This window comes from Pseudomonas sp. CHM02 (assembly GCF_000612585.1).
GTDB lineage: Bacteria > Pseudomonadota > Gammaproteobacteria > Pseudomonadales > Pseudomonadaceae > Aquipseudomonas.
Genome location: NZ_JFCA01000012.1, coordinates 87,180 through 99,983 on the forward strand (window position 1 = coordinate 87,180; position 12,804 = coordinate 99,983).

The window sequence follows — 12,804 nt, forward strand, 5'->3', positions numbered from 1 at the left end:
GCCCGCTCCCACAGGGATTGCGGTGTTTTTGAGAGAGTCATCACAGGCATGTCCTCTGCTTACAGACCGTTGGCCATGGCTTTGTCGATCAGCCAGTTCAGGGACGGGCCACGGTCGCTGGTCACTTCCACCGGGCGACCGGCGTAGGTGGTGTCCAGCGGCGCATCAGGCTTGATCTGCACGCGAATGTCGGAAGACAGGTCGGCGCTGTTCAGGCTGGTGCTGCTGACGATGGTGCCGGTGCGGACTTGTTCTTCGTCGGCCACCTGGAAGTTCACCGGTGTCCCCTGGCGAACATCACCGAACTGGCGATAGGTGAAGCGCGCTTCAACATTGGCCAGGCTGCCGCGCGGTACCAGTTGGAAGATCACATCGCCTTTATTGGCGTACTGGCCGTCGGCGACCATTTGCTGGGCAACCACGCAATCGCAGGGCGACGTCAGGGTGCCGGTCATTTGCTTGCCGAACAGCTCTTCGACCTTGGCCGGTTGCAGTTGGTCTTCGTCCAGGTGGCCCTTGAGTACATCGAGCATGCTGGTGCTGAAGGTCGCCAACGGCGCGCCTTTGGCGGCAATCGCGTCTCCTTTGAGCAGGCTCTGCACGGTGCCGTCACGCGGCATGGTCACGTTCATGCCCGGTACGCTGACGATGCCCGCCTGGGCGTGGCTGACGAAGTACATGCCGTAGATCGACTTGAAGACAAAACCGAACGCGGCGAGGCCGACCAGGAAGATCGCCAGGCTGAACGTCACGGCGCGCAGGCGGCCGAATGCGCTCATGTTGCTGCCGCCGTCCTTGACCTTGCGCGCCTTGGTGAAGTTGTCGCGCTGCAGGGTCGCCAGTACGTCGCCCATGGTCACGATGTCACCGGACAGGTGCGAGGTGATCAGGTGGCGCAGGGTCGAGATGTCCTGAGCGTCGAGGTTCTGGAACTGGCAACCGGTGCGACCCGTCTGGCGGTCGTAGGAGCGAATTTGCAGCTCTACATCCATGGCCAGGCCAAGGTTGTCGATGACGAACTGCAGGCGGCCCTTGTGCACTTCACCCACGGTCAGTGGCTGGGTGGCGGTGAACGCCAGGCCGCCGGCGGAGAGGTCGATCACCCGTGCTTCGGTCTGGGTGCGGTCGGTGTTGAAGAAGCGCAGCTTGGCCGGGATTTTGACCCGGGCATGTTGGCGCTGGGCTTCGGACTCGTGGACAACGTTGGCGTTTACTTGGCTATTCATGGTGTTCTGACTCATAGGTGTAGTTCCTAGTTAATTCAGGCTTGGCTGTCAGACCATCATCAGCAACACGGCGACGAAAATGCTGCCGGCGGAGAAGGTCATGGTCCGAGACGACCAGGTGTTGAACCAACGTTGAAAGCTGGCCAAATCGCGGGTCAGTTTGGTGTCCTGGCGGGTCCAGGACTGTTGATCAAGGCGGAAGAACACGTAGATCTTCACCAACGCGCCCATGATCTGGTTGTAATAGAGAATCGCCGGGTACGCCGGGCCGATCTTGTGGCCGGAGCACGACAGCAGCAGGGTCAGAATCAGGCGGGTGATGCCGATCCACAGCAGGTACGCGAGGATGAACGCACCGCCGTACTTGAAGGTGGCGATGATCGCCACCGTCAGGCCGAGCAGGGAGGTCCACATCGACACGCGCTGGTCGAACAACACGATGCTGGTGAACAGGCCCAGCCGGCGTACACCCAGGCCCAGGGCGCGGGAGTTCTGGCGCAGGTTGTTGCCGTACCAGCGGAACATCAGCTTGCGGCTGGCCTTGATGAAGCTCTTTTCCGGCGGGTGTTCCACGGTGTGGATCGCCGCGTCCGGCACGTAGAAGGTGTCGTAGCCCAGGCGCATCAGGCTGAACCAGCTGGACTTGTCATCACCGGTAAGGAACTTGAAGCGGCCCAGGCGCCAGTGTTGCAGCGAGTCGCTTTCCACGTCGGCGATAAAGCCCGGGTCGGTCACGACATTGGCGCGGAACACCGACATACGACCGGTCATGGTCAGTACGCGTTTGGACAGGGCCATGGAGCACATGTTGATGTGGCGTTGGGCGAAGCGCAGTTTGTGCCACTCGCTCATGATGTAGCCGCCGCGCACTTCGCAGAACTCGTTGGTGGTCAGGCCGCCGACATTGCCGAACAGCTGGAACCACGGCACGGTCTTGCGGACCACGCCTTCGGCGAGCACGGTGTCGCCATCGATCACCGCGACCACCGCGCGTTCATCCGGCAGGTGGCGGGAGATGGCGCGGAAACCGAAGGCCAGGCCGTCGCGCTTGCCGGTACCGGCGATGCGCACGAAGTCGAGCTTGACGTGGTCCGGCGGGTTCATGCGTTCCCACAGGCTTTTCACCAGCAGCTCATCGGACATTTCCACCAGCGAACAGACCACGGTGGTGGGGAAGCCGCATTCGATGGCTTCGCGGATTACCGAGCTGTAGACCTGCGCGGTGGTCAGCGCATCGATACGGAAACTGGTGACCATCAGGAACACATGGGACGGGTCGGCAGCCTTGCCCAGCTTGCGCACTTTGCGGCGCAGATGCGGGTAGACCACGTACAGGAACAGCATGCCGCGAAAGAAATGCGTCGCACCCATCGAGTAGCGCCAGATGCCGACGGCGCCAATCAGGAAAATAAAATTCTTCGACTCGGAGTCGAACGTACTCGCCGGCAAGAGCAGGGCGAGTCCCATCAGCAGGCTCAGAAAGAACAGCCAGCCGGCGGATTGGAGCAGTACGTGTTTTAACTTGGACATAAGCGTCATCCGAAGGTGAAGAAGGCTCCAGGCTGCAAGCGCTGGGGATGGGTACGCTTGCAACCCGGAACTTGCCGTTGCTGTTACCAGCAAATGCCTTCGGTGCGGCCGCTGACGCTGGTGGCCTTGGACATGAAGCCCACCAGGTCGACGACTTGCTTGCCGTGCGGAGCGTTATGCGCCAGGGCACGGAACTTCTCATCGCGGTTGCCCAGGATGATCACGTCGGAGTTGTTGATCACGTCGTCGAAGTTCGAGTTGAGCAGGGACGACACGTGCGGGATCTTGCCTTCGATGTAGTCTTTGTTCGCGCCGTGGACACGGGCGTACTCGACGTTGCTGTCGTAGATGCTCAGGTCGTAGCCTTTGCCGATCAGCATTTCGGCCAGTTCGACCAATGGGCTTTCGCGCAGGTCATCGGTACCGGCCTTGAAGCTCAGGCCCAGCAGCGCGACTTTGCGTTTGTCGTGGCTGGACACGATGTCGAAGGCGTTCTGTACCTGGGATTCGTTGCTGCGCATCAGCGAGTTGAGCAACGGCGCTTCCACGTCCAGGGAGCTGGCGCGGTAGGTGAGGGCGCGCACGTCTTTGGGCAGGCACGAACCACCGAAGGCGAAGCCAGGGCGCATGTAGTACTGGGACAGGTTGAGCGTCTTGTCCTGGCAGACCACTTCCATCACTTCGCGACCGTCGACGCCGACAGCCTTGGCAATGTTGCCGATCTCGTTGGCGAAGGTCACTTTGGTGGCGTGCCACACGTTGCAGGTGTACTTGATCATCTCGGCAACGGCGATGTCCTTGCGGATGATCGGGGCGTCGAGTTCTTCGTACAGCGACTGCAGGACATCGCCGGAGGCTTTGTCGAATTCGCCGATGACGGTCATCGGTGGCAGGTCGTAGTCGGCGATGGCGGTGGATTCACGCAGGAATTCCGGGTTGACCGCAACGCCGAAGTCGACGCCGGCTTTCTTGCCGGAGCAGTCTTCGAGGATCGGGATCACTACGTTGGCCACGGTGCCTGGCAGCACGGTGCTGCGCACGACCACGGTGTGGCGAGTGGCCTTGTCACGCAGGACCAGGCCGATCTCGCGGCATACCGCTTCGATGTAGTCCAGTTCCAGGTCGCCGTTTTTCTTGCTCGGCGTACCGACGCAAATCATCGACAGGTCGGTGTCGCGGATGGCTTCGGCGAAGTTGGTGGTGCCACGCAGTCGGCCGGTTTCGATACCCTGGCTCAACAGCTCGCCCAGACCCGGTTCAACGATTGGCGATTTGCCCGCATTGATCAGGTCAATCTTGTCCTTGGAGATGTCTACGCCAACCACTTCGTGGCCACGGGCAGACAGGCAACCGGCACATACTGCGCCAACGTAACCGAGACCAAATATGCTGATGCGCATCGCATTTACCTCTTTGTCATTCAAGACTGTGTTAATCATGCCAATTAATGGCCGGAGTTCATGTTTGCAAGCGTCACTGATGCCGCGAAAGTTAGGCGAATAGACGCCGACTTACCGCGTACAGACATGTTAAATAGTGAGTGACTAACTATTGCACTCAAGTTGTGCGCAACTTGGCCTTGTTATTGGGGCTTGCCCTGAAATGCAGCCGGCCTTCCTGGGAGAAGGGCTCGGCGCCAGTGCCGCAGGGCTTTGATAGGGGCTTTAAGCCTTAAATATCAATGCCTTGGGTTGTCTCACTGACCCATTAGGGTAAGCACAGCCTTGGCCTTATAGTTCGTGGCAATTGATCCTTATCGCCGCTCTCAACTAATCGGTTGGTAATCTGACCACTGAGTCGAAGTTGATTGTGACAACTTCGCTACTTCCGTTGGTCTGCCGTGTAAGTCATCTCCTACAGAAACAGAGAATTTCGTTACCGGTGGTATGAGCGGTGCTTTAGGACGAAGTTCCAGCCCGCTCATCCTGTTTCCTGAAATTTCTTGAAATATTAGCAAAGATGGCACTGGTACTATATTGATAGCACTTGCTATTTGGACCAGTACTTATAGGGAGTTGGCGCGAGAGGATAGTTTTGTGCCACTAGTGTTTTAAAAAAGTGGTGCCACTACGAAAAAAAACGACGAATGTCGAGTGAAAGAATTGTTAGAGAGGTGTCAGAATATTTTTTGACGCCAAAATAATGACAGTTTCATGATTGAAATGCGTAAAAAAATGTGGGAGCTGGCTTGCCTGCGATGGCGGTGTATCAGTCAGAAATGAATCGACTGATGCAACGCCATCGCAGGCAAGCCAGCTCCCACAGTTGAGATTCAGTGCAGCGAAAGGAGCGGCCGCTTTATTCCGGTGCGTGATCGCGCAAGAACACCAAATTGTCCGGCTTCGACTGCTCGGCATTGAAGCGATAGCCCTGCACGTCAAACTGCTTGAGCTTCGCCGGGTCATTGATGCGCTCTTCGATCACGAAGCGGCTCATCATGCCCCGGGCCTTCTTGGCGTAGAAACTGATGATCTTGTACTGGCCGTTCTTCAGGTCCTTGAACTCGGTATTGATGATCCGCGCCTTGAGGGCGGTGCGCTTGACCGCCGAGAAGTACTCGTTGGAGGCCAGGTTGAGCAGCACGTCATCCCCTTGTTCGGCCAGCGCTTCGTTGAGCCATTCGCTGATACGCGTGCCCCAGAAGGCGTACAGGTCCTTGCCACGGGCGTTGGGCAGCTTGGTGCCCATCTCCAGTCGGTACGGCATCATCAGGTCCAGGGGGCGCAGCAGGCCGTACAGGCCCGAGAGCATGCGCAGGTGGTCCTGGGCGTAGCTGAAGTCGGCATCGCTGAAGGTTTCGGCATTCAGGCCGGTGTAGACGTCACCTTTGAACGCCAGCAGCGCCTGCTTGGCATTGGCTTGGGTGAACGCCGGGGTCCAACTGCCGAAGCGGGCGGCATTGAGGCCGCCGATCTTGTCGGATACGTGCATCAATTCGCTGATTTGCGCCGGGCTGAGGGTGCGCAGTTGCTCGATCAGCTCCTGGGAGTGGTCCAGGTACTGCGGCTGGGTAAAGCGCTGGGTCGCCGGCGCGGTCTCGAAATCGAGGGTCTTGGCGGGGGAAATCACCATCAGCATGAAGTCGTCTCCTGTAAACGTGGAGGGATTCTAGGGGGTTGGACGGTTTGACTCCACCTATGATGGCGATAGGTGCGATCCGCTATGATGGCCGGTGACTCTGGAGAGGGAGACCCCGTGTGCGAATAGCGCTTTTGTTATCGGCTTGCTTGTTGTGCCTGAATGCCCACGCGGCACCGGTGGATGTGGCCAGCCTGGACCGTGGTACCTGGCCGGAAAAACTCGGCAGCCCGGCGCTGTTCGATGTGGCCTCGCGCGCGGAAATCCTGATGTTCGCCCACAGCCTGCTGGCCAGCGAGAACCAGGATGAGGCCGCGCTCAAGCAACGCCTGGGCTTGAAGATCATCAACCTGGCCGCCATCGATGACCTGCGCCGCCAGCTCTGGCAGCGTCTGCTGGAGAACTACACCTTTGCCCAGCAGAGCTGCGAGGAGGACGCCTCGTTCTGTTACCTGGTGGAAAGCATGGACGACCTGCGCGAGCAAGCCGGCAAGTTCGAAGTCAGCGAAAATTCCTTCTATATAGGCTGGGCGGGTCCGAGCCATGCATTCCATGAGCGCTACCTGGACGAGTTGCTGCGCAAGGCCGCGCTGTTTCCGCAGATCAGCAGCGAAATCGCGCGTTTCGGTGACCACGAGCGTAATGGTGACGAGTTCAACGACCGGCTGTTCCTGCTGACGTTCGATGGCGGCCCGGCGCCGGTCAGCGGTAATACCGACTGGCTCACCGACTACCTGCGCAAGCAGAAGATGAACGCGACCTTCTTCGCCCTCGGCAGCAGCTTGCAAACCCGTGTGGAGCGCAGCTCTGTTGTCGATGTGCAGGCGCTTTATCAAGACCAGTGCGTCGGCACCCAGGGCTGGCAGTATCGCTCCCACAGCCATTGGGTGGACTGGCAGAGTTCCATCACCCGCAGTGCCTCGCTGGCGCAGAACCTGATGCCGGAAAATTACGTGCCGCTGTTCCGTCCGCCCTATGGCCAGCGCCGCGCGGACAGCCAGGGTTTCTTTCAAGCCCAGGGCTTGCAGGTGGCGTTGTGGGATATCGACTCCCAGGACGAACCGGGCAAGCTCAAGGCCGATGAGTCGGCGCAACGGGTGTTGACGTTGATGCTGCTGTGGCGCAAAGGCGTGATTGTGTTTCACGACACCCAGGACAAGGCGCGGGTCGCCCTGCCGATCTTGTTGCAGGCAACGGCACAGAGTGGTCTGGGGTGGCAGGACTGCCGAGAGGCGTTTCGCTGAAGTGCCCGGCCCTGTTGGGTATGGGGCAGTTTTGGGGCGATTTTTTACGACATTTCGATGCAGGCGGACTTCCGACTTTAACGGGGTACCCGGCACTCGGCTAGTGCTATTCGTCATCCTGAAAAATAAACTTCAAAAAAGCGTCAAAGTGCTTTTTCCTGTCATGGGTTTTGCGGTATTACGAAGTCAGATCGCCGAAACCTGCAGCACAGGTGGCGTCTTCCAAGACTCCTCATGTGGGCACTGCGCTTGACGTCACTCAGGTGCAGTCGGTGGTCGAATCGAGGCGCAGCACTGTTGTGGTATTGCGTCGACTGGCTCCCACAAAGGTGACCGAGTATGGATGATCATGGACGTAACCCTTCTTCCGACCAGCCAATCCTTTATGTGCTTGATACCAACGTACTGATTCACGATCCAAACGCACTGCTCAACTTCGAAGAACACCACGTCGCCATCCCGATGATCGTGCTTGAGGAGCTCGACAAACTCAAAAGCGGGCACCACAGCGTTGCCGCCGAATGTCGCCAGGCGATCCGCCTGATCGACAAGACATTGGGCGAAGCGTCGCCGGAGGACGTCGAAGTCGGCGTACCGATCCAGCGGGGCAAGAGCGGGCCCAAGGGCTTGCTGTCGATTCTGATGAGCAAGCGCAGCGAGCCCAACAGCCTGCTGCCGGAAAATCTGAACGACAACAAAATCATCAACCAATTGATCGACCTGCACGCTCGCGACAAGGACCTGCGCGTGGTGCTGGTGACCAAAGACATCAATATGCGCCTCAAGGCACGAGCGTGTGGGATCGCTGCCGAGGACTACAGTACCGACCAACTGGTCGACGACGTGTCGATGCTTTCCCGGGGTTATCACATGATGACCGGCTCGTTCTGGGACCGTGTCAGCAAGGTCGAAACCCGTCAGGACCACGGCCGCACTTGGCACCAGGTACAGCTGATCGACAACCTGCCGGCGGTGCATATCAATGAGTTCATTGTCGACGAACAGGGCTTTGTGGGCTGGATCAAAGAGATCCAGGTCGACAAGCTGCTGATTCTCGACCTGCATCAGGAACCCCTGTTGCACCAGGAAGCCTGGGGCCTGAAACCGCGTGATATCTACCAGAGCCTGGCGCTGTATGCGCTGCTCGATCCGGACATCCACCTGGTCAACCTGACCGGCGCCGCGGGCTCGGGGAAAACCATCCTCGCCCTGGCGGCCGCCATCGAGCAGACCATGGTGACCAAGCGCTATCGCCGCATCATCGCCACCCGCAGCGTGCAGGGCCTGGACCAGGAAATCGGCTTCCTGCCCGGCACCGAGGCGGAAAAAATGGAGCCGTGGCTGGGGGCGATCACCGACAACCTCGAAGCCTTGCACATGGATGACGAAAACACCCATGGCAGCGTCGACTACATCCTCAGCAAAGTGCCGTTGCAGTTCAAATCCCTCAACTACATCCGAGGTCGCAGCTTCCAGCAGAGCCTGATTCTGATCGACGAATGCCAGAACCTGACCCCGCACCAGATGAAAACCATCATCACCCGTGCCGGCGCCGGTTCCAAAGTGGTGTGCCTGGGCAACCTGGCACAGATCGACACCCCTTACCTGTCCGCGACCAGCTCCGGGCTGACGTACCTGACTGAACGCTTCAAGGATTTCCCGAACGGCGTGCATATCGCGCTGCAAGGGGTGCCTCGTTCGATTCTGGCCGAATACGCCGAATCTCACTTGTAAAACACAGCCAGTGCAGGAGCTGGCTTTTGTGGGAGCTGGCTTGCCTGCGATAGCATCACCGCGATGTGACTGACACACCGAGGTGCCTGCATCGCAGGCAAGCCAGCTCCCACATTTGATCGGCGTTGGGTTTACAATCGAGGCTCCTGATCAGGAGTATCCCTGTGCTGACTCATCTCGATTCCCAAGGTCGCGCCCACATGGTCGACGTCACCGACAAGTCCGTGACGTTCCGTGAGGCGGTGGCTGAAGCGCGTGTGCGCATGCTGCCAGAGACCTTGAAAATGATTGTCGACGGTGCCCACCCCAAGGGCGACGTATTTGCCGTGGCCCGCATTGCCGGGATCCAGGCAGCGAAAAAAACCAGCGACCTGATCCCCCTGTGCCACCCGCTGATGCTCACGGGCGTCAAGGTCGACCTCAGCGCTGACGGCGAAGATGCAGTGCATATCGTCGCCCGTTGCAAACTCTCCGGCCAGACCGGCGTGGAGATGGAAGCCCTCACCGCGGCGAGCGTCGCGGCCTTGACGATCTACGACATGTGCAAGGCCGTGGACCGTGGCATGACCATCGAAAGTATTCGCCTGCTGGAAAAGCTCGGCGGCAAAAGCGGGCACTTCAAGGCGGACCAGGCATGAGCATCAACGTATTGTTTTTCGCGCGTTACGCCGAAGCGGTGGGCTTTGACTCGCTGGAGATGGAAGGCGATTTCGCCACTGTCGAGGCTGTGCGCCTGGCGCTGGCCAGTGACCCGGAGTTTGCGGTACTCAACGAGACCAGCCTGATGTGCGCCCGTAACGAAGAACTGTGCGGGCTCGACGAGCCGCTACTACCCGGCGACGAAGTCGCATTTTTCCCCCCCGTGACCGGAGGCTGAACATGGCCATTCGTGTGCAGCCCCAGGCATTCGATCCAGGCGCAGAGGTGAACGCCATGCATGCGGCCAATGTCGGCGTGGGCGCGGTGGTGAGTTTTGTCGGCTATGTACGCGACTTCAATGACGGCCGCGACGTGTCGGGAATGTTCCTGGAGCACTACCCGGGCATGACCGAGAAGGCCCTGGCCAAGATCGCCGTGGAAGCGGAGCAGCGCTGGCCGTTGCTCAAGCTGGAAGTGCTGCACCGCATTGGCGCGCTGGAGCCCGGTGAGCCGATTGTGTTCGTGGCGGCTGCCAGCGCCCATCGCCAGGCTGCATTTGATGCCTGTGCATTTGTGATGGATTACTTGAAGACGCGGGCGCCGTTTTGGAAGAAGGAAAATACCAGTGAGGGGCCGCGTTGGGTGGAGGGGCGGCACAGCGATCAGGCAGCAGCAGATCGCTGGAAATAAACATAGCTCTGTAGGAGCCGGCTTGCCGGCGATGACGACCGTGAGAACAGTGCAAGGCTTGAGGCCACATCGCCGGCAAGCCGGCTCCTACAGGGTTTGCGCATTCAGCTTGGGCGTTTGCGTTCTACCGGGCGCAACAGATGCGTCGGCGGCGTCTCACAGCTGATCTTGCGACCCAGCAGCGCCTCGATCGACGGCAGCTGGTACGAGTCATCTTCCCCGGCAAAGCTGATCGACACACCCGCCGCCCCGGCACGGCCGGTACGGCCGATGCGGTGCACGTAGTCGTCCGGCACTTCCGGCAGGGTGAAGTTGATCACGTGGCTGATGCCGTCGATGTGAATCCCGCGACCCGCCACGTCAGTGGCCACCAGCACACGAATCTTGCCTTCGCGGAAACCTTCCAGCGTCTTGATGCGCTTGTGTTGCGGCACATCGCCGGACAGTTGCGCGGCGTTCACGCCGTCACGCACCAGGCGCTCTTCGATGCGGCGCACTTCGTCCTTGCGGTTGGCGAACACCATCACGCGCTCCCAGCCGTTGTCGTTGACCAGGTTGTAGAGCAATTTGTATTTGTCGGCACCGGCCACGGCGTAGATGTGTTGCTCGACGTTTTCGCTGGCGACGTTTTCCGCTTCGATCTCGACGATGGACGGGTCGGTGGTCCATTGCTTGGCGAGGTTCATCACGTCTTCGGTGAAGGTCGCGGAGAACAGCAGGGTCTGGCGTTCGGATTTCGGCGGGGTCTGGCGGATGATCTGACGCACCTGCGGGATGAAACCCATGTCGAGCATGCGGTCGGCTTCGTCCAGCACCATCACTTCGACCATGTCCAGGTGCACGTCGCCGCGCTGGTTGAAGTCCAGCAGACGGCCAGGCGTAGCCACGAGGATGTCGCAGTGACGGGCTTCGAGGTGCTTGAGCTGCTTGTCGAAGTCCATGCCGCCCACGAACGTCATGACGTTGAGGCCGGTGTACTTGGTCAGGTCGGCGGCGTCCTTGGCGATCTGTACCACCAGCTCCCGGGTGGGGGCGATGATCAGTGCGCGCGGTTCACCCATGTAGCGTTCTTTGGGCGGCGGCGTCTGCAGCAGCTGGGTGATGATCGAGATCAGGAACGCGGCGGTCTTGCCGGTGCCGGTCTGGGCGCGGCCGATGGCATCTTTGCCCGCGAGGGTAAAGCCAAGCACCTGCGCCTGGATCGGCGTGCAGTACGGGAACCCCAGGTCCTGGATGGCATGCATCAGTTCCGGGGCCAGTTTGAAATCGTGGAAGCGGGTCTTGCCTTCCTGGGGCTCGACGACGAAGTCTTCGAGTTTCCATGGGATCACGGGCGGTTTTGGTGCACGTTCGCGGCGCGGCTTGGGTGCGACTGGCGCGGGAGCGGCCTCGGCCGGTTTTGCCTGTTCAGGCGGCGTTACGGTCGGCTTCTTCGGCTGGGCGACAGGTGCGGTCCGGCCGGGCTGTTTACCGTCGTTGCGGCTGCCGGGTGTCGGGACAGGAGCACTGGGAACAGGCGCGAGCGGCTCAGCCTCGCTTTTGCCGAACATCTTCTTGAGTGCTTTGAGCACGGTGATCTCATTAATTGGTTAAGGAATGTACGCCGGCCAGTGTAATGCAAGAATCGGGCGCGGCGTAGTGCGTCTGTCATACGGCTACATAAACGGTGGTTTTCAGCCCAGGCGAGCGGTCAACCAGGCACCGATGTCGCGTATCTCCTCGGGTAACACTTCGTGGCCCATTGGGTATTCCTGCCATGTCACGGTGACACCACGGGTCTTCAAATGCTCGTAGGCGCTGCGGCCCATGGCGTTCTGCACCACGTCGTCGTACTGGCCATGCAGGCACAGGGCGGGAATGCGCTGTTGGCTGGCGGATAATTCCAGTTCATCACTGAAAGTGGGGGCGTAGGTGGAGAGGGCGATCACGCCACCCAGAGGGCCTTCCCAATTCAGGAAGGCTGTGTGGAATACCACGGCGCCGCCTTGGGAAAAGCCCGCGAGGAAAATCCGCGAGGCGTCTATTCCGGTCCTCTTCTGCGCTTCGATCAAGTCCGTGACCATGTTGGCCGAGACCTCCAGCTCTTCCAGGCTGATCGATCGGGCCGGGCTCATGGCCTTGATGTCGTACCAACTGGGCATCTCGTAGCCGCCATTGATGGTCACCGGGCGGGTAGGGGCCTGGGGCAAAACGAAGCGCGTGGTCAGCAGGCTTTCCTGCAGCGCTTCGGCCACCGGCAGAAAGTCGTAGCGATCGGCACCCAGGCCATGCAACCAGATTACGCAGGCGTCTGCGGGCTTGGCGGGCTGAAGAATCAAGGGTTCGGTCATGTCTGCTCCATTAATGTGCGTGCGCTCCGATTGGGTGCGTCGGAACGGTGCGCGACGGGTTGATCTGTTAATAAGATGTCGCACCGTTGAATGTTTTTCTATTGACCGGGGCCTGAATCGACTCGGCCATCACTCTGGTACGGGCCTTGCTATGTGTTGAACGATGTCAGCGCTATCTCAGGACGGTAACACTATCAGTGACTGCCGCTTGTGGGATAGCAACTGGAATTACCGCGACAACTTCATGCCGCTTGACCCTAAAAAAAGCCAACACGGGTCGATATCGCCTCATAAGGGTGCGCTGAAGTTCGAGCTCCGACACAACAAGAGCAA

Annotated in this window: 11 protein-coding genes; 5 read left to right on the top strand and 6 right to left on the bottom strand. The window is 59.6% G+C overall.

The window, feature by feature from the left end; all coding sequences use genetic code 11:
- Positions 1-59 precede the first annotated feature (59 nt).
- The 4 genes from BM70_RS0108560 to yaaA all read right to left on the bottom strand — a co-directional run bounded on the left by BM70_RS0108560 (position 60) and on the right by yaaA (position 5,834).
- Entirely contained in the window at positions 60-1,226 is a 1,167-nt protein-coding gene (locus BM70_RS0108560) for an alginate biosynthesis protein Alg44 (RefSeq protein ID WP_025855615.1), read from the bottom strand.
- Between the two features lie 48 nt (positions 1,227-1,274).
- Positions 1,275-2,756, bottom strand: a complete 1,482-nt coding sequence (alg8, locus tag BM70_RS0108565; protein ID WP_177326543.1) for a mannuronan synthase — start codon at positions 2,754-2,756, stop codon at positions 1,275-1,277.
- Positions 2,757-2,839: 83 nt separating this feature from the next.
- Positions 2,840-4,156, bottom strand: coding sequence for a nucleotide sugar dehydrogenase (locus BM70_RS0108570; protein WP_025855617.1), 1,317 nt, complete (start codon positions 4,154-4,156; stop codon positions 2,840-2,842).
- Positions 4,157-5,054: 898 nt separating this feature from the next.
- Positions 5,055-5,834 carry a peroxide stress protein YaaA gene (gene yaaA / locus BM70_RS0108575; protein WP_025855618.1) on the bottom strand — a complete coding sequence of 260 codons (780 nt, stop codon included), beginning with the start codon at positions 5,832-5,834 and terminating at the stop codon, positions 5,055-5,057.
- A gap of 119 nt (positions 5,835-5,953) precedes the next feature.
- On the opposite strand from yaaA, the gene BM70_RS0108580 reads away from it, so the two are divergent.
- The 5 genes from BM70_RS0108580 (at position 5,954) to moaE (ending at position 10,141) form a co-directional block, all read left to right on the top strand.
- The gene (locus BM70_RS0108580; protein ID WP_025855619.1) at positions 5,954-7,078 is read left to right on the top strand and encodes a polysaccharide deacetylase family protein; all 1,125 of its coding nucleotides are present in this window, start codon (positions 5,954-5,956) and stop codon (positions 7,076-7,078) included.
- 339 nt (positions 7,079-7,417) lie between these two features.
- On the top strand, positions 7,418-8,812 hold the full coding sequence (locus tag BM70_RS0108585; protein WP_005785025.1) for a PhoH family protein: 1,395 nt from the start codon (positions 7,418-7,420) through the stop codon (positions 8,810-8,812).
- A 164-nt stretch (positions 8,813-8,976) separates the two neighbouring features.
- Positions 8,977-9,450 (top strand): cyclic pyranopterin monophosphate synthase MoaC, encoded by a 474-nt coding sequence (gene moaC / locus BM70_RS0108590; RefSeq protein ID WP_025855620.1) that lies wholly within the window; start codon positions 8,977-8,979, stop codon positions 9,448-9,450.
- A complete protein-coding gene (locus tag BM70_RS0108595; RefSeq protein ID WP_025855621.1) occupies positions 9,447-9,689 on the top strand; it encodes a MoaD/ThiS family protein in 243 nt (80 codons plus the stop codon). The genes moaC and BM70_RS0108595 overlap by 4 nt, the downstream gene beginning before the upstream one ends.
- 2 nt (positions 9,690-9,691) lie before the next feature.
- Positions 9,692-10,141, top strand: coding sequence for a molybdopterin synthase catalytic subunit MoaE (moaE, locus tag BM70_RS0108600; RefSeq protein ID WP_025855622.1), 450 nt, complete (start codon positions 9,692-9,694; stop codon positions 10,139-10,141).
- 104 nt (positions 10,142-10,245) lie between these two features.
- On the opposite strand, the gene rhlB is transcribed toward moaE, so the two are convergent.
- Positions 10,246-11,718, bottom strand: a complete 1,473-nt coding sequence (gene rhlB, locus BM70_RS0108605; RefSeq protein WP_081782048.1) for an ATP-dependent RNA helicase RhlB — start codon at positions 11,716-11,718, stop codon at positions 10,246-10,248.
- A gap of 96 nt (positions 11,719-11,814) precedes the next feature.
- Entirely contained in the window at positions 11,815-12,471 is a 657-nt protein-coding gene (locus tag BM70_RS0108610; protein WP_025855624.1) for an alpha/beta hydrolase, read from the bottom strand.
- Positions 12,472-12,804: the final 333 nt, after the last annotated feature.

Bases quoted from the DNA above. Each gene is read 5' to 3' on its own strand.
- BM70_RS0108560 (WP_025855615.1), bottom strand. From the start codon at position 1,226: ATGAATAGCCAAGTAAACGCCAACGTTGTCCACGAGTCCGAAGCCCAG.
- alg8 (WP_177326543.1), bottom strand. From the start codon at position 2,756: ATGTCCAAGTTAAAACACGTACTGCTCCAATCCGCCGGCTGGCTGTTC.
- BM70_RS0108570 (WP_025855617.1), bottom strand. From the start codon at position 4,156: ATGCGCATCAGCATATTTGGTCTCGGTTACGTTGGCGCAGTATGTGCC.
- yaaA (WP_025855618.1), bottom strand. From the start codon at position 5,834: ATGCTGATGGTGATTTCCCCCGCCAAGACCCTCGATTTCGAGACCGCG.
- BM70_RS0108585 (WP_005785025.1), top strand. From the start codon at position 7,418: ATGGATGATCATGGACGTAACCCTTCTTCCGACCAGCCAATCCTTTAT.
- BM70_RS0108595 (WP_025855621.1), top strand. From the start codon at position 9,447: ATGAGCATCAACGTATTGTTTTTCGCGCGTTACGCCGAAGCGGTGGGC.
- moaE (WP_025855622.1), top strand. From the start codon at position 9,692: ATGGCCATTCGTGTGCAGCCCCAGGCATTCGATCCAGGCGCAGAGGTG.
- BM70_RS0108610 (WP_025855624.1), bottom strand. From the start codon at position 12,471: ATGACCGAACCCTTGATTCTTCAGCCCGCCAAGCCCGCAGACGCCTGC.